Consider the following 22767-nt stretch of genomic DNA (forward strand, 5'->3'; position numbering starts at 1 on the left):
CTAATTATCACAACCTTTTTGATAGTTTACTTAATCAACTAAGGCGAGTATAGTTTTTAAAGTTTACTATGTCAACTATATTTGATTGAACCTATTCTTATAAACTTTTGTCTGTAAAGCGCTATTTAAAGGAAAAAAACTTGTAGAAAATTGCAGAATCGTTTATTCTAACTATGCATCACGCAACATTAGGAGGAGATCATGATGATATACTCATCTTGTATCGTACGGTCAAGGAACTACTTAACAAATAATTAGTTCTTTGATGGAAAATAAATTTTCCTCAAAGAGAAAAGTGAGGAAAATAATGGATACAGATAATTTAGTTTTAACACCTTATGAATATTGGTATTGCAAGCAACAAATCAGCGAGCTAGTCAGCGCGTATCATTCCGTTAATGATAAACAAGTCATCTTGACTTTACAGACATTGATCCAAGGAAAGACCGCAGAACAGTTTGGTCGCAACCCTTTGTTAACGGCTTATTGGGAAAAATTTCTTGATACTGGACTGACGAGAGACAAATTTGAGAAATTATTTGAAGAAATGAAATCTTTTGTCATCCCAATGAGTGTGCCATCCACCAAACAAATCGACAAGTGTTTTCGCAAAGTCAAAAAAATGCAGTACCCTGAGATACCAACGATTGATTTTCGTGAATTAAGCTATTTAGGTTGGAATGACAGTGGGACCAATCGTAAATATTTGATCCGTAAAATGAACGACCGTTTTACCGGAATTTATGGAAGCTTTGATTCCAATGTACAAAAAGGACACTGTGCCATCTGCAATCAAATCAGTACCGTTGCCTTCTTCTTAGCAACGACCAAATCAGCCGGAGACGGAACTTACACTAAAAAAGGGAATTATATTTGTACCGATAGCGATCAATGCAATCGCCAGATGACACAAATGGAAACTCTGGACCGTTTTTGGGAAACTATCACTAAATAGCATTATAGAAAAAATGGAGCGTGGCATCTTGTCACACTCCATTTTTTAAAACAGTGATTCAATAGCCGTCTGCTTCATTCGCGATCTCTTTTTGATTTGGTACAGTATAATAGAAGAACTATTTGCCTAGGAATTTGCATCAGACTGTTTCCAATCCGGATTAGAATAGGATCACTCAATCCTAGGCTAGCTGAATATTTTCTTCAGCTCTTATATCTTTTTGTTTAAATTTTGAAGTAGCGGCTTTTTTTGTAACTTAAAATTTTGTAGAATTTAAGTATGAGCTATCCTACCATCAAACAAAAACAGATCACTTTTTTCACTAGTTAGCGTATACTAGTGATAATAGATGCTTAGCTTGGAGGAAAAAATGAATATTCAACATTTTATCAATGCGAGAAAACGGGCGGGTTTATCCCAATCCGAATTGGCAGACGGCATTTGTACGCAAACTACTTTGAGCCGCTTTGAAAACAATGGTCAAGTTCCTTCGTTAAAAATTTTGATCCAGCTTTGTGATCGTTTAGGACTGCCTATTGGTGAGTTGTTTCCCAAAGTTGGCGTAAAACAACCCGAACTTTCGGCAAAATTGGAACAAGCTGAGTTTTTTTTGATAACTAGTGAGCATAAACAATTGGCAGAGATCTTAGCTAATATCTCAGTCGATACGATTGAAGATCAAGGTTCATTATTTCGCTATTACTATTTGCAAGGTTATGTCATGATTTTTCAAAAAGCTTCGATCACGGATATTTTATTCACTTTTGATCGCCTTTTATTAATGGAAAAGCAACATAATAATCCTATCTTTCGACTGCTAGCTTTAACTGGCAGCGGCATGGCTTACTCACGTGAAGGCGAAGATGAAAAAGCTGAGTTTTATTTTGAACAAGTTTTTGAAGAGATCTATACCTACCCGATCAAGACGATCGAAGATACTTGGCGCGTCTTGAATATCGTTTTCCACTGCGGCGAATTTTATGGAGAACATGATGAGTTAGCTGCCAGCAATGCGTTGCTAGAATATGCGCTGACTATCTGTTCAGACAACCACGTGACTTATTATTTAGCTCGTGCAGCCTATCAATTAGCGGTCAACGCGATTGCCGAGCAGCGTTCCCGAACAGAGATTCACGAATTACTGGCAGATGCGCGTGCCTATGCAAAAATCAACCGCAATCGGATTTTATTAAACAAAATTTCGGACCTGCAAACGACCTTAAATGATACGAATTGACGCCTCTGTTTTTTTAAGAGGCTTTTTTCTTGTATCGATCTAGGTCTATTTTTTCCGGCTCGTTCTTATATAAAAATGTATATATTATCTATTGACTAAATTGTAATGACAGGTTAAACTGTTTGCGTACGAGTGTGAAAAAAGTCACATTCGCTTGAGATATTTCAATGAAAGATGTGAATACCATAGTGAAAAATCGGCAAGTTCGTGCGATGGGAACCGTCATCGATATCTCGCTTCCAGATGAAACGCCAGAAGAATTGATGGAACTAGCAGAAACTCGGCTGTATGAATATGAATATGTTTTTAGCGCAAATGATGCGTCCTCTGAATTGATGAAAGTTAATCTAAACGCCGAAATAAAACCGGTTACAGTTCGTCCCGAATTGTTTCACTTAATCGAACTGGGATTATCCCACAGTTTAAGCGATTATAGTCGGCTAAACATCGCCATCGGACCCTTAGTCCAAACTTGGCGCATTGGTTTTAGCGATGCGAAAGTCCCTAGTAAAGCGGACATTCAACAACAGTTAGCTTTAGTTGACCCTAAACAGGTCATCTTAGATGAAGCACAACGAACCGTTTTTCTAGCCAAAGCTGGAATGAAATTGGATCTAGGGTCGCTGGCAAAAGGGTACATCGCAGATTTGATTGTAGCGGAATTACAGCAACACAGGGTTCAATCTGGCTTATTAAATCTTGGCGGCAATATTTTAACTTTTGGGACTAGCAGCCACGCGGATGGGTTATGGAGAATTGGAATTCGAGATCCTAGCGGTGGCGAAACGGATTGGAAACGACTTTTGAAAATTGAGGCACAGTCAGTCGTAACTTCTGGTATCTATGAGCGGACATTGCAAGCAGGTAATCGAAATTACCATCATATTTTTGATCCGCTGACTGGTTATCCCGCAGAAACAGAAGTCGCTAGTTTGACCATTGTTTCTGAGAAATCAGTAACTGGTGAAATTTGGACGACTCGCCTCTTTGGCTATCCCCCAGCAGAAATTTTGCGTCAGGTAAATGCTCTACCCGAAATTGAAGCCTTGATTTTGTTAAAAGATGGAACTGAATTTTTATCAACTGGGTTGAAAAAATATTTATAGAAAGAAGGATCTACATGAAGAATTTATTAGCTATCGTCGGAACAAACTCTACAGAGTCTACAAACCGAAACTTACTGAAATATATGAAAAACCATTTTGTTGATCAAGCATCGATCGAAGTAGTCGAGATTGGTGATTTGCCAATGTTCAATAAACCTGAGGATACTACCCTTCCCCCAGAAGTCCTAGCTCTAGCAAAAAAAGTGGAGGCTAGCGAGGGTGTCATTATCAGTACACCAGAATACGATCATGCAGTTCCTGCTTCTTTGATCAATGCCTTGAACTGGTTGTCTTATCATATCTTTCCTTTTGTGGACAAACCCGTTATGGTACTCGGCGCTTCTTATGGAACATTAGGATCATCCAGAGCACAAGCACATTTGCGCCAAATTTTGGATTCTCCTGAGTTAAAAGCACGAGTTATGCCTAGCTCTGAATATTTGTTGGCTCATTCTTTGCAAGCCTTTGATGATGAAGGCAATCTAAAAAATGCAGATGATATCAAACAATTGGACGGCTTATTCAAAGATTTCTTGATCTTTGTCGAAATCTCGAATCAAATGAATGCTGCCCATGAACAAAATAAAAAAGAGGCTGCTAATTTTTCTTGGGAAGCCAATTAACGTGTACTGACACAAAAGAAAGGGGAACTTATGATGAAAATAATCGGAATTGTTGGTTCAACTGCCGACAAATCATATAATCGTCAATTACTACAATTTATTGCAAAAGAATATTACACACTGTTTGACCTGGAGATCTTAGAAATCGCGAATATTCCGATGTTCAACCAAAGCAAAGACCAAACAAATAGCGTTGCTATCCAAAACATGGCCCGCAAAATCATGGGTGCTGACGGCGTCATCATTGCTACACCGGAACATAACCATACGATCCCTGCCGGCTTAAAGAGCGTGTTGGAATGGTTATCATTTAGTATCCATCCTTTAGAAAACAAACCAGTTATGATCGTTGGTGCTTCTTACTTCAGCCAAGGTTCTTCACGGGCACAATTACATTTACGTCAAATCTTGGACGCACCTGGTGTAAACGCACTTGTTATGCCTGGAAATGAATTTTTATTGGGCAATGTAAAAGAAGCTTTTGATGAAGATGGCAACTTGAAGGATGAAGGAACTGTTGGTTTCTTAGGATCTGTATTAAACAAATTTGTTCAATTCATCGAAGTTATTTCTCAACTTGATGGTGCCGGTCCAAAAACGATGCCTGAAGACTTATACGCAAAAGGCAGCATTGCTACGACAATCGAAGGCGTCGAAATGGCCGCTGAAGATTGGGTCGAACAAGCTTCTGAAAAAGTAAATGCTGTTAAAGGAGATACTTACGTTGAATTGGATCGCGGGATCTTGACCGTTGATCAACTTAACTATTTCTTGAAATCAATGCCGATGGAATTAACTTTCGCAGATGATAACAATCAATTCTTGTATTACAACAGAAATGCTGAAGCGGAAGATATGTTTGCGAAACGCTGGAAAAAACAAGTTGGTAACGCGCTGGCTTACTGCCACCCAGAACAAGTTCACAATAATGTTGCTTGGGTTATCTCACAATTGCGTTCAGGTGCTCAAGATGCTGTACGAGTTCATGTACCAACTCATGGTCCTGATAAATTTGTCGTTCATACTTACCAATCAATGCACGATGATGAAGGAAATTACGCGGGAATCAATGAATATATCTTAGACTTTAAACCACTAGTTGACTGGTACTTGCAACAAACAGGTCAAGAATTAGTTGCCGGTAGCGGTGAAGCTGCAGATGCAGTTAGTGGCGCTTCTAAAAAAGAGGCTGCTGAAAAACCAGCCTCTACTCCTGCTGCAAAACCTGCCGCACCAGCCAAACCTGCGGCTGATGCCGTATCAAGTGCTTCTAAACACTAAACGGAAGTGCGCTTCCCCAAATTTTGATAAGATTCAACTTCAATACCGTTGCCTAACTAGGCAGCGGTATTTTTTTAACTCCTTTCCCACTAATCAAAGAACAAATTAAAAAAATACTATATATTGTGTTAAAGGGCCTAATACCACAAAATAAATACAATATCTAGTCTTTTATTTACTGTTTTTTTGCGTTATGATAAGGACTCAAAAAAGAGAATTGGTGGGAATACTATGAATTTAGCAATTTTTTGCAACGCACGTTGCGAAAATGAAATAAAATATAGAGCAATTAAAAATATTAAAATGGAGGTTGTCGCCTAATGAAAATCTATTTAGCCGGTCCCTTTTTTTCAGAGGAACAAATCGCACTGATCCAATCCGTCGAAAAAGCGCTCGACAATAACCCTACAGTCACAGAATTTCATTCGCCACGTCTTGATCAAACAAGCGAGCATGAAGAATTCACACCTGCATGGGCCAATGAAACGTACTTAAAGGATATGCACCATATTGAAACAGCAGATTGTATCGTCGCTTTGTTAGATTACGAACATGGGATTACTGATCCAGGAACTGCCTATGAGATTGGGATAGCTACGATGTTAAAAATCCCGGTCATCGGGCTATTGACTAGCGGTGATACTGTAAACATCATGCTGACAGAGTCACTCCACGCTTTTACCAAACAAATCAGTGACATCCAGTCTTATGATTTTAATAAATTACCGCGTTCTTCTTATCAAGGAAACTACATCTGATTTGATAAGAGTTAATATTTTATACAAGGAGGTTGTGACAGATATTTTGTCATAATCTCCTTGATCGTTTTATCGTCAACTATTTTATACCTTCTCAGAATTTTGCTTTTAATAAGCGACGAACTTTTTAAGTAGGATGTTTGCTTGAATTCTTTTCAGATGGTCAACTCCAGTCCTTCTTTGATCAAGATATTTTTATACTTATCCACGCTATCTTTTCAGCTTGTTTTGCCTTACACTAGAAGCATACTTTGCGTTTGAATCAGTGCTATTTATCTTAGGAGATTTGAAAGGAGATATTACTATGTACAAAGCTTTAGAAAATCGGTATGAACAAACAAAAATTCGCCATGCTGGTAACAGCGGTTTGATGCTGCCAGCTATTTCTCTTGGGTTGTGGCGTCATTATGGCAGCAATGCCCCACTAAACGAGCGCCGCGATGTGATTCTTCATGCATTTGATCAAGGGATCTTTCATTTTGACGTAGCAAATAATTACGGCAATGACGGTTCTGAATTCGGCAGCACAGAGAATCTGTTCGGTCAAATACTCAGCCAAGAGCTGAAGGCTTACCGCAATGAACTAGTCATCTCAACCAAGGCTGGCTATGAAATTCATGATGGTCCTTATGGAATCGGAACTTCTCGCAAATCATTATTTCAAGGAATCAATGATTCTCTTAAACGCCTGCAGCTTGATTATGTAGATATTTATTATGCTCATCGTTTTGACGAAGCTACACCAATTGAAGAAACGGTGCGCGCGTTAGATGATATCGTTCGTCAAGGCAAAGCGCTATACGTCGGTATTTCAAACTATCAAACGCCGCAAGCAAAAGAAGCCGTTCAACTATTTAAAGATTTAGGTACACCGTTTGTGTTGGATCAAATGAGTATGAATATGCTCAACACACAAGTAGACGACAGCGGACTGACAGATTTGCTGCAAGCAAGTGGTGCAGCATTGATCGCCTATGGTCCCTTAGCTGAAGGACTGCTTTCTGATCGTTATCTTGACGGCATCCCAGATAATTTCCGAATCCATCATACTAATAGCGACCTTTTAGCAAATGGTGAAGCTGCCTTAGTCGCAAAATTAAAAGCCTTGAATGAAATTGCTCTAGAACGCAACCAAACACTTAATCAGATGGCGCTTGCTTGGCTGTTGAGAAATCCAGTCGTCGCAAGTGTGATCATCGGAACTACGAGCATCGAACATCTTGATGACAACCTAAAAGCACTCGATCATTTAGACTTTAGCGCGGAAGAAGCCGCAAAAATCAATGAACTGCTTGCCTGAACTGTTACACGATCTAGTGTGACAGAATCTTTTTATTGATAAAAGTTAGATATCAAAAACCGCTTTCCAAGCATAATGGAAAGCGGCTTTTAGTATTTTTTATTTTATTAAATTACTGTAGCAGCATTTTATTATTCTAGCTGCCTACTTTTGAATAAACGGCATCGCTTACTGCTTTAGCTACCACTTCGGCAACGCCTGCTTGGAATGGATCAGGGATGATATTTGTCGTTTGTAATTCATCGGCTGTAATCAAGCTGGCGATCCCTTTGGCCGCAGCAATTTGCATGTCGATCGTGATTTTTTTTGCGCGTGCATCAAGCGCTCCGCGGAATATTCCTGGAAAAGCTAACACATTGTTGATTTGATTAGGAAAATCACTGCGTCCGGTTCCGACGATATACGCCCCCGCCGCCAACGCCTCGTCAGGAAAAATTTCTGGTATTGGGTTGGCCATCGCAAAGATTACTGGTTTTTCTGCCATATTTTTGATCCATTCTGGTTTTAAAATACCAGGAGCAGATACACCAACAAATACATCGGCACCTACTAACGCATCTTGCAACGTTCCCGATTGGTGATCCAAGTTGGTCACTTGGGCGATTGCAGCGTGATGTTCCGGCAATTCCTCTGCATCGGAAGCATTGATGATCCCGCGTTTATCTACGACAGTTACATTTCTTGCGCCTGCAGCTAAAAATTTCTTAGTGACTGATAACCCGGCAGAACCGCCCCCATTGACAACGATCTTGACTTCTTCGATTGTTTTTCCAATTAGTTTTAAACTGTTGAATAGCGCCGCTAGTACAACGATCGCGGTCCCGTGCTGGTCATCGTGAAAAATCGGAATGTCGCATTCTTCGATCAAACGCTGCTCGATCTCAAAACAACGCGGTGCACTGATATCTTCTAAATTCACCCCGCCGAATGTCGGAGCCAAAGCTTTCACGATTTGGATGATTTCTTCCGTATCTTGTGTGTCTAAAACTAAAGGAATTGAATCAACTCCGGCAAAACGTTTGAACAACGCCGCCTTTCCTTCCATGACCGGCATCGCCGCTTCCGCTCCGATATTTCCCAAACCTAAGACTGCAGATCCGTCACTAATAACAGCTACCGTATTTTTTTTCGTCGTTAATTCATACGCCAGCTCTTTATCTTCCGCGATTGCTGAAGACACTGCCGCAACGCCTGGTGTATAGGCGATACTCAAATCTTCTCGATTATCAATGACCACTTTTGAAGCTACTTCTAATTTTCCGCCATATTTTTTTGCTTGTTCTAAGGCTAAAGCTTTTACATCTTTTGTCATTTTTATTTCTCCTCTTTCTATCTTTCAAATTGTTTGATTTATTTTTAAAAAATCATGCGTAAGATCCCGGTCATAGTAATCACGGTAAGTGCTCCACCTAAACGAGTGGCTACTTGGGCAAAAGGCATCAAATTCATGCGATCAGCGGTACTCAAGATCGCTACGTCGCCGGTACCACCCATGCCACTTTGACAAGCTGAGATAATAGCCGCTTCTACAGGATTCATATTCATAAAACGTGAAACAAAAAATCCTGTAACAATGATCGTGAACACGACGCTGATCACCACGATGAAATATTGCCAACTAAGCGTACCAATCACATCTTTTAACGGAATATACAATAAGCCTAAGCCTGCCATCAAAGGGAAAGTGAAGTTGCCGGAAATAAATTTATACAATTGTTTTGAGCCGCGTTGTGTTTCTTTTGGTACAACATTCAAATATTTAAGCAGCGCTGCTAAAACGATCATTAATACCGGTCCAGGAAAACCTGTAAAGTGCTGCAGCAAGCCGCCCGCGATAAACAATGTACAAGCAGTCAACACGCCGGCACCCATTAGTTTGATGTCGATCGGTGCGTGATCTTCTTCTAATGCATCTGCCATATCGTCTGATTTTCCGACTTTGATCAGCTGACCTTGGCCTGAAAATTCGGGCCGCTTTTCGCCAAAACGAGAAAGGAGCGCCGAGCACATGATCGCAAAGAAATTTCCAATGATCGTAGCTGGGATCAGCTGAGCTACTAACTGTTCACTGCCGACACCAGTGATGGCGCTATAGCCAAGCGATAATGGCAAGATACCTTCACCGATTCCGCCAGCTAAAACAGGTGTCACGATATAAAACAGCGCATGTTGCCAATCAAAGCCAACTAAGACACCAACCGTTGTTCCAACTCCCATCGCAAAAACCATCCCAATCAACATCGGAACGATCATCCGCATCAAACCTTGGACTAAGATTTTACGATTCATCCCCAAGATACTTCCGCAGACTAGACAAGCGATATAGAAATATAAGAAATTTGCTTCTTTCATCAAAATATTCGCTGAGTCCAGCACATTTTGGTTAACTAAATTAAAAAATACCAAGATCGATGGAACTAAAAGAGATAAAATAGCGGGTCCACCAAAATGTTTGATAAAGGGAAGCTGACTGCCGATCGTTCCTAATAATGAGCCTAATGTCAAGATGACGGCAAAACCGCCTAACATATTGACTGGCAATTGTTGCGCGAATGCTGTGATCAAAATTACCGCTGAAAGAGCGATATACACCGGCAGCGGAACAGATCCGACTTTTATTTCCATCCATTTTTCGAGAAAAGAGGGATTCTTTTCATCTGGTTGTACAGCCAAATCTACACTAGTCTTTTGAAAATTTTTCTCCATGATTGTTCTCCTCCTATTTTTGTTTCCGCTTTCATAATAAAAGGAGTGTTATCTTTTAGCTACCTTATTCAACTTATTTAAGTAACTCAATTAATTTAATCACACTGTCGGTAAACCCGCTATGCTATACTTATTTTGGGGGATTATCAGATGAAAAAAGGATTACGCTTATGGGCTTTGCTGTCGATTATTTTTGTATCGACACTATTGATTACTAATACGATTCTTTATGGCGTCATATTGTATCAAGATGCCAAAACTGTTCAAAAAAGAGAAGAGAAATTATTGCTTGATCTCGGAAAACAATTGGCTTTAGAACCTGAGATCCAACAAACATTACTAGCAAACAACTATTCAGAAAATACTGAACAGTATACTTTAGCTGTGACACGAATCCACCAATTGGATTTTATCGTCTTGATGGATATGCAAGGCATTCGGCTGACTCACCCGGATAAAACAAAGATCGGCAAATCTTTTGAAGGCGGCGATGAGAAAAAAGCGTTGCACGGAGAATCTCATGTTTCTATCAGCGATGGAACGTTAGGCCGCTCGCTGCGGGGATTCGTGCCGGTCCATGCACAAGGCAAACAAATCGGTGTGGTCGCTTTGGGGATCACACTAGATTCTTTGAGCAAACTTGTCACAAACTCTCGCCAGCAGTACACGCTTGCTTTATTGATCAGCATTGGTGTCGGGCTGCTTGTAGCATCAATCGCGGCTTATTATTTGAAAAAACAATTACTGAACTTAGAGCCGAAAGAGATCTCGCGTTTGTTGACTGAACGAAATGTCATGTTGGATGAAACCAAAGACATCGTAGTCGTCATCGATTCGGATGAAACGATCAATTTGGCAAACATTGCAGCGATCGATATGTATCATCGATTAAGCGGCAATACGGATTCTTTGACTGGCCAAAAAATCGACCAGCTCCTTTTAGACAAAAAACAAGTTGATTTCACCCGCTCAGTCCAACAACTTTATCGGCAAAATGGCCAAGACTACCTTTTCTCTTCCGCTCCGATTTTGGTGCATCAAAAGCAGATTGGGTCGATCTTATTCTTGCGTAATGCTACTGAATCGCTTTTTGTCACCGATCAGCTCGTCAATACAACCGCGTATGCCTCAGCACTGCAAAGTCAGTCTCACGAGTTTATGAACAAGCTGCATATTATTTACGGCTTAGTGGATTTGGAGAACTACAATGAATTGAAGATCTATTTGAATGATATTTTACAACCAGAGAAAGAATTTTCTCATCGCTTAGCTGTGCTAGTAAAAAATCCGATCATAGCTGGTTTTTTTATCGGCGAACGCGAAAAATTTGCGGAGCGGAAAACACAGCTATTCATCGAGATCTCGCCTGAGCTGCCAAATACGACTGATCAAAACCAAACGACAAATTTGATCAATGTGTACCGTTACATCCATCATGCCTTGTTGCAACGCTACTTGCCTGACGAAGTGACTATGAAGATCGAGTATTTTGACCAGCGGCTCAAGACCCGCTATCATTTTCAATTAAACGAAGCGGAAGCGGAAAATCTTGAATTGGCTTTTGCTGAAAATTATTTCACACAATTAGTGGCAGATTGCAATGGGACCTTTCAGCTAACGATCAACGAAGCTATTTTGATGGATTTAGAGACAGATTATAAGGAGAATTGATATGAATGTATTGATTATCGAAGACGATCCGATGGTTGAATTTATCCACCGCAACTATTTGGAAAAAATCGAACTGTTCCAGCTGATTTATTCTGCCGCTACTGTGCAAGATGCTGAGGCATTGTTGGCAAAAAAAGCCATCGACTTGATCCTTTTAGACATTCATCTAAAAGACGGCAACGGTCTAGATCTGCTGACAAAGTTGCGGATGAATAAAACGACGCACGAAGTTATTTTGATCACAGCCGCCAACGAAGCACAAAGCGTCAAAGAAGGCCTCCACTTAGGCGTCATTGATTACTTGATTAAGCCTTTTACCTTTGAACGCTTCAAACAAAGCATCGAACTGTTTAAAAATAAAAAACAACGCTTAGAATCCGCTAAGATCAGTCAAGAGACAATCGATCTCTTACTAAAAAAAGCTGTGCTTTCTGAAGAGTTAGAAAAAGGCTTGTCTGTGGATACATTAGACTTTGTCATAAGAGCGATTCAAGAAATAAAACAGCCGTTCACTATCCAAGAGTTAGCTGACCAATGCGGTCTATCACATGTTTCTGTTCGTAAATACATCAATTATTTGGAACACACGGATCAGCTGAAAGCCGAAATGATCTATACTAAAATTGGGCGTCCGTACAAAGCCTTTCGCTGGTTATAAAAATAGGGTAATAAATGGAGAGCTTTTCAATTAATAAACTGAAACTAGACTACTATTTAATTGAAAAAAAGAGCGGTGACAAGAATTCTGTCACCGCTCCTTCATTTTTTTAGTCATTGGTTGCGATGATATCTTTTGCTTCAATATCAGCACCAAAGAATGGTGCTAATGTTTCTTCATAAGCTTGTTCAAAGAAACCGTCAGCAGATAATGTCTCCAACTCATCGTTGACCCAGTTTAGCAATTCTTTATTGCCTTTTTTAACCGCTGGATTGATCGTTGAAACTTCTCCTATTTCTTTGATTCCTACTTCAAAGTCAGGATTTTCTTTCACCCAAGCATATAGGTAGGAATTGTCATCTGCCAAAGCATCTGCCCGGCCATCTGTCAACGCTTGGAATTGTTGAGATTTTGATTCATATTTTTCTAAGTTCACATCCGGATGTTCTTTTGTGAAATAAGTTTCGGCAGTGGTACCTTTAGTAACAATCAATTTTTTGCCGTCCAAATCTTTTGCATCAGTTACAGCAGCACTTTTAGGTGACACCACACCAATCGCAACTTTCATGTAAGGATCCGCAAAATCGACAACTTTTTCCCGTTCAGGTGTTTTCGTAAAATTGGCTAAAACCAAATCAACTTTATTCGATTTCAACGCGTCTACCCGTTCTTCTGCATTCACGGTGACGTATTCGATTTTATCTTCGCTGCCCAACAAATCTTTAGCTAAACGTTTTGCTAAATAAATATCATAGCCTTGATGTTCGCCTTCTCCATCAACATACCCATAAGGTGATAGATCCCCGAATACCGCAACTTTCAGTTTGCCACGGTCTTTGATTTTATCTAAAGCTGAGGTCGTTTCTTTACTATCACTGCTTTTGCTAGAAGCTGAGTTTCCGCAGCCAGTCAATACCAATCCTACCAGCAGTAACCCGCTGACCAATGCTAACAATTTTTTCATTTTCATTCCTTCTTCCTTTTTTTGTTTATATAAACCGACTTTCGTCAGTCGTATATCGTTTTTTATTCAGCTAAATTTTCAAAATTCAAACTGTCAATAAAGGCCTTTGCCCGTTCAGTCCGAGGTTGAACAAAAAACTCAGCTGCCGTATTCTCTTCTACGATCCGTCCTTCTGCCATAAAAATGATCCGATCGCTGACTTGCCGTGCAAACGCCATTTCATGTGTCACAATAAACATCGTCGTATCCGTCTTTGCTAAATTCAAGATTACTTCTAGAACTTCCCGTACCATTTCCGGATCAAGAGAGGCAGTGATCTCATCCAACAAAATCAACTCTGGCTCCATGCAAAGACTGCGGACGATTGCGACTCGTTGCTTTTGCCCGCCGGAGAGTTCACGGGGATAGTGCTGCGCATAATCTTGTAAGCCGACTCTTTTCAACCAGGTCAACGCGGTGGCTTCACTGACTTTTGGATCAGCTTTTTTCACCATCACTGGTCCAATCGTCAGATTTTCCAAAACTGTCCGATTCGGAAACAAGTCGTAACTTTGGAAGACCATCCCGATTTTTTTACGAACATCTTGCCAATCTTTTTCTTTTAAACTCAACGTGCGATCATGAAATAAAATCTCACCGCTAGTAATTTCTTCCAATCCATTCAAACACCGCAATAAGGAACTTTTTCCACTGCCAGAAGGACCGATCAAAGAAACGATCTCGCCTTTTTCGATGACAAGGTCGATGTCATGTAAAACGGCTTTTTCTTGATAAGATTTATTTAATTTTTTAGTAGCGATAATTGTCTCAGCCATAAAATTTTTCCCTTCTAATATCGTTATTGCGCTGCATATTTGGCGCTAAGTTTTACCGCCCAACGTTCCAAGGGGTAGCACAGAGCGAAGTATAAACAAAAGAGTCCGCCGTAGACCCAAAAACTGGCAGTCGGAACCGTCACCGCATAATTTTCGATCACTTGCGTCCCTACTCGGATCATCTCCGGCACGCCGATCATCATCAACAGACTGGAAGACTTAATGACCCGAGTCACTAAATTCAATGTATCCGGAATGATTGCCGGCAATCCTTGCGGCAAGATGATGACTTGATACATTTGTCGTTGACTAAATCCTAATGAACGACCGATCTCAATTTGAGACTTGGGAACATTTTCCAAAGCTTTTCGCACCAGATCGCTCATCTCAGCTGCGATCCATAAAACAAAAACCAAGATAGAGACCGTTTGGTTCCCCACCTCAGCACCCAATGCTTCAGGTAAAATATAATAAAAAACAAACAACAAAACGAGCAGCGGCACGATACGAAAGACTTCCAAATAGGCTTGCAACAGCCAGCGCAATGGCTTGAACGAACTTGTCCGTTGGATTCCAAAAATAATTCCTAAAAGCAAACCGATCACTAATGCAATCAACGAAAGTTTGATCACCACTAAGACACTTTCCAAAATACGAGCCAAATTATTTCCTTCAAATAAAACCCTATATCCCGTAATTGGCACGTCGCACCCTCCTCTCTACTAAATTGATTATTAGAATCATCGGTAAAATGATCAACGCGTAACTAATCACCAGCAGCAACAAGAACTCACGCGTCATGTAATACATCCCAATCAGATCCTTCGCCGTATTGGTGAGATCCATGATAGAAATGGCACTGAATACCGATGTCTCTTTTAAAAGAAAAATACAATTGGCGCCTAAACTGGGGATGCTCTGGGGCAGTCCTTGCGGCAAGATCACTACTTTAGCCAGCTGCCACTTCGTAAATCCTAACGAACGCCCCGATTCTAGCTGAACCGCCGGAACAGTTTCAAAACTGCCGCGAAACGCTTCTGCCATGTATGCCGCCCCGAGAAAAGTCAGACCTAAAATCGCTGCACTATTTTTCCCAATGGGCAATCCAATCTTGGGAAAGCCGTAATATAAAAAATACAATTGGATCAATAGTGGTGTATTCCGCGCTAAAGAAATGTACGCTCCAACAATTTTTTGTAAAACTGGGATCTTAAAATAACTCACTAATCCAAAAAAGAAGCCCAACAACAATGACAAACAGATTCCGACGACCCCAAGGGCTAAAGTTACCTTTGCTGCCTCCCAATATAAGGGCAATGTCTGTTTGATAATCTCAAAATCCATTTTTCCACCTCTTCTATCCTTAATTTATCTCGTTCACCAGTCGCAGTCTTTGTGACAACATGAATTGCTTTCACCGATCAACCCTTCCCCACCCGGTTCTGTTGATTGACATTAGCGTGTTATTCACTTTTTCCAATCTCTTGAATTGCAAACAAAAAGCCCCCTTGCAGTCTACGACTAACAAGAGGGCGACAAATCCGCGGTACCACCTCTATTCGAGCGATCAAGATCGCTCCTCCATCCGACAGCCTTAAAAAGTAAAATCGGCGGTCCTTTTAACGGTGGACACTCCGCTTTTGATTACCTATCACCAAAAGTTCCTCATTGGCCATTTTCAATTTTTCTCACCTTAGCGCTTCTCACCAGCCAACGCCTCTCTGATAGGGATCAAAATCTACTTTCCAACTCACTGGAAAATGTTTTATTGTTTGTAATCATACCCATTAGCAAAAACAATGTCAAGATTTTTATGAGAATATACTGAAATAAATATTAAATAAAAAATAGATAATTCTAATTATTTTTTGCATATAAAAATTATTAAAGATCCCGCTGCGTAGGAACTGCCGCCTACTTCAGCTGCAGAACCGATTTTTTATAGCAAAAAAGCGAACCACTTAGCGGCTCGCTTTTTATCATTATTTTTCAACTAAAAGTCATTCCACGTATTGCCATCAACTGGTTCCGCCGTCTTTGGTTCATTCTTTGCATTTGGAACAAGTATCATCAATAAAATATACAACAAGACCGGTGCGCCGATCAAGAAAATGCTGGCAATGACGTAGATCACTCGCGCAGTCGTTGGACTGATCCCAAAATATTCTGCAATCCCAGCTAACGTACCTGTCAATACCCGATTGTTTTTAGATTTTGTTATTTTCTTATTCATTTTCGTTTTCTCCCTTTTTCCACTTTCACTAGTTATCTTATGTCCCTATTATGCCGAATCTGCCCCCATTCGTCATAGGCCAAAAGACCTATTTTTTTCAGGCATTTAGGATGATTCTTAAAAAGGGTGGTGTCCATCTGATAAGTTAAAAAATTTTTTGAGCCAAAAAAATGTGATAAAGACTTATAGACTTTGTTCAACTAAGAATCATTCCCCAATTGGATTAGCTGGCGTAGTTTTTCGGGATTGATTAAATAACCGACTTGTTTTTTTGTGATATAGCCATTTTCGCGTAAGTATTTAAACGTATGGGTCAAGTGGCGATAACTAGTACCTAAATAATCTGCAATTTGTGTATTGTTTTCCGTATATTGATCATCCACCGCAACTTCTAATAATAACGCCGCCAAACGATATTTTAGTTCAAATGTCTGAGCATTTGAAAAATGTTCCATCCGCAACAATAATTTTTTCCCAATGTATTGCGCAATGAATTGTGGAAATTCAGCCGTTTTCCATAAGTGTTTCGCCACTATTGCCAAAGGAATCGCTAGACAACGAACCTTGCCGATAGCGACCACGTCTTTAGGCGACTCTTCTGCTTGCACCACCGTTAGTTCGCCAATAAAATCCCCCGATTCAAGAAACTGTAAGATCAGACTTTTTCCATTTGGTTCTTGTTGGATGATACGCGCTTTTCCTTCTAAAATGATAAATAAATTCGTCAACTTTTCCAGCTGAGTGGTGATTTTTTCATTGCGTTCATAGTCGATGAAAAAACTTTGCTGCAAGATTGTTTCACTTAAAAATGGGAATCGTACAAGATCCACTCGATTTTTATTTTTTTCGCTGTATTTTTCTTTCTTCATTTTTTTCTCCTAATTAGGCTATATCTCCTAGTTGCTTTTTTTTATTTCCAGCATACTTGCCTTATCAAATCAACATTGGAGGAATAGTTATGACCCATTCAAAAAATTTAATTTATTCTTTTATCTATTACTTGATTAGTGCCTTTGGGATTAGTTTGACCCTTAAAGCAAACATCGGCGTCAGCAGTTTTAACGCATTGAATGCGACCTTGTCCGAGTTTAGCCAAATCAAGATCGGCACGATCACAGCAAGCGTGAATTTTTTATTTTTGATCGGCTGTATTTTATTAGATCCACAGCGCAGGCTGCGAAACTATTTTACAATGAGCATTGCATTACTGTTTTTCGGCTCAACGATCAATCTGTTTGTCTATTTCATTTTCCCGCTTTTCACGCTGCATTCTTATCTTTTAAATGCCTTGCTCTTTATTTTAGGGACCGTCATTGCAGGCTTTGGTACAGGGAAAGTATTGAAATACCAATTACTGAAATTTCCGATTGAAACGTGCTGTCTTTTTTTAGCTGAACGCACCCCTCACAGCTTTAAATTTTATCGTTACAGTATTGATGTTTTTTGTATTTTGCTTGCTGTACTTCTGACGGTTTCTTTTCACCTGACTCTAATGGTCCGTGAAGGAACGGTCATTAGTCTGCTTTTATTGTCTCCCGTGATCAATCTATCTAAAGATTGAGCGGTTGTATAATCGATTGCTACTCATTTTTGCTTTCGTCTCGCTTTTTTTGATGGTATTCGATCAACGCTCGATTAAAATTGGCGATCATCGCAGTTAAGATGCCCACACCCACCAAAACGTAGACAATCGTAAAAAATTTACCGACTGCGGTGTGGGGAGCAAGATCCCCGTAACCGACGGTAGCCAATGTCATGACTGAAAAATAGAGTCCGTCTAAATAGGTCATGCCTTCAACAGTATGATAAAAAAATGTACCGATCGTCAGAATGAACAGGACCGCCAACATAACGGCCTTTTGTTCTGGTTGACGGAAAAGAATACGCAAAATACGCCATAGACTTCTAAATAATAAGAAAAACGCGACCATAGCAACCGCCTTTCTTGTTTAATCTTATTTAACAGTGTGCCAGAATAGATTAGGTTCAGACCGCTTCATTTATAGTTTAACAAATAGTTCCCTTCTTATAAAAGAAAGTCCGATAAAATAGCTTTTATTAACCCTTTCTTTTTTGCTTTGTTAAAATGAAAGAAAGGAAGTGGCAAATGATGTTACAGCTAAAAAGAGCGTATTTACCCGCAGATGATTCTGACGGTTACCGGATCTTAGTTGACCGTTTGTGGCCGCGGGGAAAATCTAAAGAAACAGAAAAAATCGATTTATGGTTGAAAGAGATCGCGCCGAGTGCCGAATTGCGCAAGTGGTTCAATCATGAAGAGGCAAAATATCCTGAATTTCAAGCAAAGTACCGTGAAGAATTACGCTCCGGCACCGCGAAAGAAGCGCTGGAGAAATTACAGGAAATTCTCTCCAAACAAACGGGCGTTACCCTCGTTTATAGCGCAAAAAGTGATTATAATAACGCCCAAGTCCTATACGATCTTTTGACCGAATAACTCTTTTGATTATCAGTGGATTTTACACTTGCTGGTCGTGTACAAAAAAACGGATGCATCTAGATGCATCCGTTTTTTAATTATTGTAATTGATACTGCCACTTGTCATTGTATAACGAAAAGCGTTCGGCTCGGTATGCCCAAGCACTAGTTGGAAAATCGGTCAAATCAACGTTGAAGATTGTTTTGCCATCTTTGGTGACTTCCATGATCGAGCTGGCTGTTCCCTCATCACGATAGCCGAAATTAACTAACCGATTGTTTGTAGCTGTTAGATAACGGGCGCTGCCGATGATTTTTGTGTAATAGGCTGATCCTAGATCTTCACCAAAATCCCAGATTTCCTCGATTGTCATCTCTTCTTCATTGATACGAACTTGGCGGGCTGTTGAATATTTTTCAGAAGTTTCTTCCTCGCCGCGCGTTACTGAGATATTGTTATCGTAAAATAAAACATCGGTCGTTTCATCATTCTCATCTTGGTCAGGCAAAACAATCGCTGCATGCTGACCGCCGCTGGCTTTGACCGTTCCTGCTAAGAAATATTTTTGATAGCTTTCCGGCCAGCCGCTGCCGTCGCCCATGATCCATTTGATTTCTTTCGTGTCATAATCAATTTTCATCATCGTATCTTGATTCCTCCCCGAAATAATTATGCTGTTGTCTAATTCATCGTAGTCCACCGAATTTTGGTGGAACCAATCGATTTTTCCGTCTTCTCGACTAGTAGAATCATATTCTTCATAGAAAGATTCCGGCAAAAGATCTTTTAGATCGATCGTTTTTTCGATCTCTCCTGTCTCACGGTTCAGCTCGATCATCGTGTCTTCGATATACTGACTGCCGTCACTGACCGTCAAAAGCAAGTTTCCATTAGGCAATTCGATCCCGTCATGATGGATGACGGTCGTCTCTCCTTCGCTTTGACCGGTCTCATTAGTTGCACTAGCACTGGAAAAATCATAGCGTTTGTAGATTTTCCCTAAGTAGTCAGTCTCTAGCAACACATTGTAAGTATTTGCGTCATTGGATTCTTTAGTCAAATAGAGCAGATTGCCGTTATCTAGTTCTTTAAAAATATGGCTGTTATAACGAGTTGAATACCAACGGACATCGCCGTTCGTATCGAAAGCATAGGCTTGTTTCGTACTAGGGACAACAAACGTCACTTCACTGTCACCTAACTCCATTTTTTGCGTATCCGCTTCTTTGACCTCGATTTTTGCGAGAGAATCTGGTAACGCTCCTGTTTTAATCGTTACTGATTTCTCCATGCTGTTTCCTGCTTTATCCGTCAAAGTCACTGTGACTTGATTTTTTGTATTTGCATATAGACCTAAAACCGGAATGCTGTGTTTTGTCGTATAGTCGTCAAAACTATTTTTGATTGTCGTCTCTTCATCCTTGCCAGCGACAGAAATTTCGACTTTCATCGCTTCATCCGTTTGAAACAACAGCAGCGCTGACAGAGGACTGGCCTCATAAGGATTGAGTTTTATATAAATATTGTCTTCATCGTACTCGCCGCTGTCTAACAGTGTTTGATAATTCTTTTCCAATTCGTTCTGCTCTTCTTGCCACTCTTCATTCAAAGCGACCGAGAGCTCTTCGGTTTCCGTGTCATTTGTGATCGTCCCGCTCACACCGCAGCCGGCCAAGAAAACCAGCAGACCAAGAAAAACGGTCACCTGTTTCAGCATCTTCACAAACGTCCTCCTTATCTTTAATTCTTACTATCAATTTGATCGCAATCACAAGAAACTAGTCAAAATCAACTTATGCTTCTTTTATTAAGAGACTTGGCTGAATTCTTGGTTTTTCAATTCATAGACGACATCGCAGGCTTTAGCAACTTCTTGTTCATGAGTAACTAAAACGATACATTTTTGTTGTTCATGCGCGATTTCTTGAAACAGTTTGACGATCTCGCCAGAAGTTGCTTCGTCTAAATTCCCTGTCGGTTCATCGGCGACGATCAGCCCATGTTCACAGCACAAGGCCCGCGTGATCGCGACCCGTTGCTGCTGCCCGCCGGATAAGTGCGTGACTTTTTTCTCAGCCAATTCGCGGGTGATCCCGACTTTTTCCAAATTAGCCAACGCATACGCTTTTTTATCCGTCTGCTGGCTTTGAGCAATCTCCATCGCCGTGACGACATTGTCTACTGCCGATAAATACGGCAGCAGATTGTAGGCTTGAAAGACGATTGAAACATCTTTACGACGATATTCGCGTAAACCAATTTTTTTCAATGAAGTGTCTTCGTAGAGGATTTCTCCGCTTTTAGGGGTATCCAACCCTGCGATCAAGGATAAGAACGTTGTCTTTCCTGAACCGCTCGTGCCTAAAATGGCGTACATTTTGCCTTTTTCAAAAGTCAGATTTACGTTTTCAAATAATGGTCCATTGTTTTCATACCAATAACTTAAATCTTTCGTTGCTAGTGTCATACTGTTTTCCTCCTATTAAGAAATCAAGATTTTTTTCGGATTGAGCCGTAAGATGCCGGCCGATGATAAAACGATCGAGAATAAACTGATTCCAAGTCCGATTCCTGCAAGACTGAGGATCTCTGTCGGTTTTACTGCAATATTCATCTCTTTTACTTCTTCAATTTGAGTAAATGGATTGCCGCCGGTTTGTCCGCCGCGCGGACCACCATTTCCACCAGGTGCTTGTCCTTGACCGGCTCCTGCATCGCCTGCCGCTGCCTGACCATCGGCATTTTGTGTGGTCGTCGTTTGTTGACTTAACAATTGATTGCCTACTGCATTTCCTACGACGTTTCCGCTGGCTGCGGCGATGCCTAGGGCAAAAATCATGCAAACAAAAATTTCGACAAAAAATTGCGAGATGACTTTGACACGTGATTCACCTAATGAAAGTAGCACACCAATCTCATATTTACGTTCACGAATCGACAGCATGATGATCAGCGTCAAGATGATCACACCTGCAGCTGCTACTAAGATCACGATATTTTTTGCGAAACTTGAAACATTATTCAATGGTTGCAACATTTGTTGATACATTTGATCGTTGGTCTCTAAACTGAACGTATCCGTATCGATCAATTTGTTGGCTTGTTTGACAAAACTATCCATTTCTTTTGGATCATCTAACGTATAGACCGCAGAATCAATCGTCTCGCCTTCTGAACCCGTCAATGTATTGACCATAGTATAAGATGAAAAGATCGTATTCGATGGGTTCATAAAGTTGAAGCGTGCGCTCATACTATCGCCGGAACTACTTGTTTTATAGATCCCTTTGATCGTAACTTCAACGTCTTTATCGTCTGTGTCTTTAATTTTGAACGTGTCACCGACACTTAGATCGTTGGATTCCGCTAAACTTTGTTCAATCAACACATTGTTCGTGCCTTCATCGTCTGCTGTAATTGCTTCGCCTTCTACGATACTAGCCGTTCCTGAAGAAAAATCGCTGTAAGAACTGCTTTGTGAAACACCTTTGATTTGGAAATCGCCTTGGCTCATTCCTGCGGGTGCACCTTTGCCTTCCGCTTCGCTAGCTGTGTCAGTGGTTTCTTCACTGTCACTTGAGATTGGGGTAATCCCCGTGCTCTTATCGGCTGATGTGCTGGCTTCAAATGAATAGGATTTTACATTTGATAATTTAGCAATCTCTTCCGCGTCACTTAAATTGACTGGCGTCTGTTCAAAGCTTCCTGGGTCTGGCTGGGTACTTTCTGAATCTGAGTCTGAATCAGATTGCTGTTTAAACATCGCCTCGCGGTTTGTTGCTAATGTGACCGTCGCTCCAACACTTTTTTTCGCATTCGTCGTCGCTAATTCAGCCCCACTTCGGATCGTCAAACCCGCTAACACAAAAATCAAGATGGCTGAAAAAACAGCGATCATGAGAACACTGCGCCCTTTCTTTGCCCAAAGGCTCTGAAGCGCCCGTTTGATATAGTTCATATTGTTTCCTCCTCTAGTTCCGTCATCTTTGACTGTTTGTAGAATAATCAGTCTGCCTTAA

The 22767-nt window shown here is 40.5% G+C and carries 23 protein-coding genes and 1 other annotated feature; of the genes, 11 read left to right on the forward strand and 12 right to left on the reverse strand.

Going from position 1 to position 22767, the window contains the following annotated elements:
- Window positions 1-307 precede the first annotated feature (307 nt).
- The 7 genes from FFM68_RS02740 to FFM68_RS02770 all read left to right on the forward strand — a co-directional run bounded on the left by FFM68_RS02740 (window position 308) and on the right by FFM68_RS02770 (window position 7260).
- A complete protein-coding gene (locus tag FFM68_RS02740) occupies window positions 308-955 on the forward strand; it encodes a FusB/FusC family EF-G-binding protein (protein ID WP_137617911.1) in 648 nt (215 codons plus the stop codon).
- 370 nt (window positions 956-1325) lie between these two features.
- A complete protein-coding gene (locus tag FFM68_RS02745) occupies window positions 1326-2192 on the forward strand; it encodes a helix-turn-helix domain-containing protein (RefSeq protein WP_137617912.1) in 867 nt (288 codons plus the stop codon).
- Between the two features lie 167 nt (window positions 2193-2359).
- Window positions 2360-3298, forward strand: a complete 939-nt coding sequence (locus tag FFM68_RS02750; RefSeq protein WP_239585051.1) for an FAD:protein FMN transferase — start codon at window positions 2360-2362, stop codon at window positions 3296-3298.
- A gap of 14 nt (window positions 3299-3312) precedes the next feature.
- On the forward strand, window positions 3313-3921 hold the full coding sequence (locus FFM68_RS02755) for an NADPH-dependent FMN reductase (protein ID WP_137617913.1): 609 nt from the start codon (window positions 3313-3315) through the stop codon (window positions 3919-3921).
- 33 nt (window positions 3922-3954) lie between these two features.
- Window positions 3955-5202 (forward strand): NADPH-dependent oxidoreductase, encoded by a 1248-nt coding sequence (locus FFM68_RS02760; protein ID WP_137617914.1) that lies wholly within the window; start codon window positions 3955-3957, stop codon window positions 5200-5202.
- 320 nt (window positions 5203-5522) lie between these two features.
- Window positions 5523-5960 (forward strand): nucleoside 2-deoxyribosyltransferase, encoded by a 438-nt coding sequence (locus tag FFM68_RS02765; RefSeq protein ID WP_137617915.1) that lies wholly within the window; start codon window positions 5523-5525, stop codon window positions 5958-5960.
- A gap of 304 nt (window positions 5961-6264) precedes the next feature.
- On the forward strand, window positions 6265-7260 hold the full coding sequence (locus tag FFM68_RS02770) for an aldo/keto reductase (RefSeq protein WP_137617916.1): 996 nt from the start codon (window positions 6265-6267) through the stop codon (window positions 7258-7260).
- 136 nt (window positions 7261-7396) lie between these two features.
- Here FFM68_RS02770 and FFM68_RS02775 read toward each other — a convergent pair whose 3' ends face one another.
- Together FFM68_RS02775 and FFM68_RS02780 are read right to left on the reverse strand one after the other, a co-directional pair.
- Window positions 7397-8572, reverse strand: coding sequence for an NAD(P)-dependent malic enzyme (locus FFM68_RS02775; RefSeq protein WP_137617917.1), 1176 nt, complete (start codon window positions 8570-8572; stop codon window positions 7397-7399).
- 44 nt (window positions 8573-8616) lie between these two features.
- Entirely contained in the window at window positions 8617-9966 is a 1350-nt protein-coding gene (locus FFM68_RS02780) for a 2-hydroxycarboxylate transporter family protein (protein WP_137617918.1), read from the reverse strand.
- Window positions 9967-10116: 150 nt separating this feature from the next.
- On the opposite strand from FFM68_RS02780, the gene FFM68_RS02785 reads away from it, so the two are divergent.
- Window positions 10117-11637: a Spo0B domain-containing protein gene (locus FFM68_RS02785; RefSeq protein WP_137617919.1), complete on the forward strand. Its 1521-nt coding sequence runs from the start codon at window positions 10117-10119 to the stop codon at window positions 11635-11637.
- A 1-nt stretch (window position 11638) separates the two neighbouring features.
- Window positions 11639-12295, forward strand: a complete 657-nt coding sequence (locus FFM68_RS02790) for a response regulator (RefSeq protein WP_137617920.1) — start codon at window positions 11639-11641, stop codon at window positions 12293-12295.
- Window positions 12296-12404: 109 nt separating this feature from the next.
- Here FFM68_RS02790 and FFM68_RS02795 read toward each other — a convergent pair whose 3' ends face one another.
- From FFM68_RS02795 to FFM68_RS02820, 6 genes are all read right to left on the reverse strand, one after another.
- The gene (locus tag FFM68_RS02795; RefSeq protein WP_137617921.1) at window positions 12405-13265 is read right to left on the reverse strand and encodes a cysteine ABC transporter substrate-binding protein; all 861 of its coding nucleotides are present in this window, start codon (window positions 13263-13265) and stop codon (window positions 12405-12407) included.
- 56 nt (window positions 13266-13321) lie between these two features.
- Window positions 13322-14074, reverse strand: coding sequence for an amino acid ABC transporter ATP-binding protein (locus FFM68_RS02800; RefSeq protein WP_137617922.1), 753 nt, complete (start codon window positions 14072-14074; stop codon window positions 13322-13324).
- Between the two features lie 23 nt (window positions 14075-14097).
- The gene (locus FFM68_RS02805) at window positions 14098-14778 is read right to left on the reverse strand and encodes an amino acid ABC transporter permease (RefSeq protein ID WP_137617923.1); all 681 of its coding nucleotides are present in this window, start codon (window positions 14776-14778) and stop codon (window positions 14098-14100) included.
- Window positions 14759-15418 (reverse strand): amino acid ABC transporter permease, encoded by a 660-nt coding sequence (locus FFM68_RS02810; protein ID WP_137617924.1) that lies wholly within the window; start codon window positions 15416-15418, stop codon window positions 14759-14761. Before FFM68_RS02810 ends, FFM68_RS02805 begins: the two co-directional genes overlap by 20 nt.
- Window positions 15419-15599: 181 nt before the next feature.
- Window positions 15600-15837 (reverse strand) — a binding site (T-box leader).
- Between the two features lie 230 nt (window positions 15838-16067).
- Window positions 16068-16307, reverse strand: coding sequence for a PspC domain-containing protein (locus tag FFM68_RS02815; RefSeq protein WP_137617925.1), 240 nt, complete (start codon window positions 16305-16307; stop codon window positions 16068-16070).
- Window positions 16308-16507: 200 nt separating this feature from the next.
- Complete coding sequence (locus tag FFM68_RS02820) at window positions 16508-17176, reverse strand: cyclic nucleotide-binding domain-containing protein (protein ID WP_137617926.1); 669 nt, start codon at window positions 17174-17176, stop codon at window positions 16508-16510.
- 89 nt (window positions 17177-17265) lie between these two features.
- Between FFM68_RS02820 and FFM68_RS02825 the strand changes: the two genes are divergently transcribed.
- Entirely contained in the window at window positions 17266-17868 is a 603-nt protein-coding gene (locus tag FFM68_RS02825) for a YczE/YyaS/YitT family protein (RefSeq protein WP_137617927.1), read from the forward strand.
- 19 nt (window positions 17869-17887) lie between these two features.
- Here FFM68_RS02825 and FFM68_RS02830 read toward each other — a convergent pair whose 3' ends face one another.
- Window positions 17888-18238 carry a potassium channel family protein gene (locus tag FFM68_RS02830; RefSeq protein WP_137617928.1) on the reverse strand — a complete coding sequence of 117 codons (351 nt, stop codon included), beginning with the start codon at window positions 18236-18238 and terminating at the stop codon, window positions 17888-17890.
- 179 nt (window positions 18239-18417) lie between these two features.
- On the opposite strand from FFM68_RS02830, the gene FFM68_RS02835 reads away from it, so the two are divergent.
- Window positions 18418-18765: a DUF488 domain-containing protein gene (locus tag FFM68_RS02835; protein ID WP_137618138.1), complete on the forward strand. Its 348-nt coding sequence runs from the start codon at window positions 18418-18420 to the stop codon at window positions 18763-18765.
- Between the two features lie 80 nt (window positions 18766-18845).
- On the opposite strand, the gene FFM68_RS02840 is transcribed toward FFM68_RS02835, so the two are convergent.
- The 3 genes from FFM68_RS02840 to FFM68_RS02850 form a co-directional block, all read right to left on the reverse strand.
- Window positions 18846-20465, reverse strand: a complete 1620-nt coding sequence (locus tag FFM68_RS02840; protein WP_137618139.1) for an aryl-sulfate sulfotransferase — start codon at window positions 20463-20465, stop codon at window positions 18846-18848.
- A 90-nt stretch (window positions 20466-20555) separates the two neighbouring features.
- Window positions 20556-21215 carry an ABC transporter ATP-binding protein gene (locus tag FFM68_RS02845; protein ID WP_137617929.1) on the reverse strand — a complete coding sequence of 220 codons (660 nt, stop codon included), beginning with the start codon at window positions 21213-21215 and terminating at the stop codon, window positions 20556-20558.
- A gap of 15 nt (window positions 21216-21230) precedes the next feature.
- A complete protein-coding gene (locus FFM68_RS02850) occupies window positions 21231-22706 on the reverse strand; it encodes an ABC transporter permease (RefSeq protein ID WP_137617930.1) in 1476 nt (491 codons plus the stop codon).
- Between the last annotated feature and the right edge of the window lie 61 nt (window positions 22707-22767).

Origin of the sequence: Enterococcus xiangfangensis (assembly GCF_005405365.1) — a bacterium.
GTDB lineage: Bacteria > Bacillota > Bacilli > Lactobacillales > Enterococcaceae > Enterococcus_A > Enterococcus_A xiangfangensis.

Bases quoted from the DNA above. Each gene is read 5' to 3' on its own strand.
- FFM68_RS02780 (WP_137617918.1), bottom strand. From the start codon at position 9,966: ATGGAGAAAAATTTTCAAAAGACTAGTGTAGATTTGGCTGTACAACCA.
- FFM68_RS02825 (WP_137617927.1), top strand. From the start codon at position 17,266: ATGACCCATTCAAAAAATTTAATTTATTCTTTTATCTATTACTTGATT.
- FFM68_RS02810 (WP_137617924.1), bottom strand. From the start codon at position 15,418: ATGGATTTTGAGATTATCAAACAGACATTGCCCTTATATTGGGAGGCA.
- FFM68_RS02755 (WP_137617913.1), top strand. From the start codon at position 3,313: ATGAAGAATTTATTAGCTATCGTCGGAACAAACTCTACAGAGTCTACA.
- FFM68_RS02790 (WP_137617920.1), top strand. From the start codon at position 11,639: ATGAATGTATTGATTATCGAAGACGATCCGATGGTTGAATTTATCCAC.
- FFM68_RS02795 (WP_137617921.1), bottom strand. From the start codon at position 13,265: ATGAAAATGAAAAAATTGTTAGCATTGGTCAGCGGGTTACTGCTGGTA.
- FFM68_RS02800 (WP_137617922.1), bottom strand. From the start codon at position 14,074: ATGGCTGAGACAATTATCGCTACTAAAAAATTAAATAAATCTTATCAA.
- FFM68_RS02830 (WP_137617928.1), bottom strand. From the start codon at position 18,238: ATGGTCGCGTTTTTCTTATTATTTAGAAGTCTATGGCGTATTTTGCGT.
- FFM68_RS02760 (WP_137617914.1), top strand. From the start codon at position 3,955: ATGAAAATAATCGGAATTGTTGGTTCAACTGCCGACAAATCATATAAT.
- FFM68_RS02775 (WP_137617917.1), bottom strand. From the start codon at position 8,572: ATGACAAAAGATGTAAAAGCTTTAGCCTTAGAACAAGCAAAAAAATAT.
- FFM68_RS02845 (WP_137617929.1), bottom strand. From the start codon at position 21,215: ATGACACTAGCAACGAAAGATTTAAGTTATTGGTATGAAAACAATGGA.
- FFM68_RS02815 (WP_137617925.1), bottom strand. From the start codon at position 16,307: ATGAATAAGAAAATAACAAAATCTAAAAACAATCGGGTATTGACAGGT.
- FFM68_RS02850 (WP_137617930.1), bottom strand. From the start codon at position 22,706: ATGAACTATATCAAACGGGCGCTTCAGAGCCTTTGGGCAAAGAAAGGG.
- FFM68_RS02770 (WP_137617916.1), top strand. From the start codon at position 6,265: ATGTACAAAGCTTTAGAAAATCGGTATGAACAAACAAAAATTCGCCAT.
- FFM68_RS02745 (WP_137617912.1), top strand. From the start codon at position 1,326: ATGAATATTCAACATTTTATCAATGCGAGAAAACGGGCGGGTTTATCC.
- FFM68_RS02785 (WP_137617919.1), top strand. From the start codon at position 10,117: ATGAAAAAAGGATTACGCTTATGGGCTTTGCTGTCGATTATTTTTGTA.
- FFM68_RS02750 (WP_239585051.1), top strand. From the start codon at position 2,360: ATGAAAGATGTGAATACCATAGTGAAAAATCGGCAAGTTCGTGCGATG.
- FFM68_RS02740 (WP_137617911.1), top strand. From the start codon at position 308: ATGGATACAGATAATTTAGTTTTAACACCTTATGAATATTGGTATTGC.
- FFM68_RS02840 (WP_137618139.1), bottom strand. From the start codon at position 20,465: ATGCTGAAACAGGTGACCGTTTTTCTTGGTCTGCTGGTTTTCTTGGCC.
- FFM68_RS02835 (WP_137618138.1), top strand. From the start codon at position 18,418: ATGTTACAGCTAAAAAGAGCGTATTTACCCGCAGATGATTCTGACGGT.
- FFM68_RS02820 (WP_137617926.1), bottom strand. From the start codon at position 17,176: ATGAAGAAAGAAAAATACAGCGAAAAAAATAAAAATCGAGTGGATCTT.
- FFM68_RS02765 (WP_137617915.1), top strand. From the start codon at position 5,523: ATGAAAATCTATTTAGCCGGTCCCTTTTTTTCAGAGGAACAAATCGCA.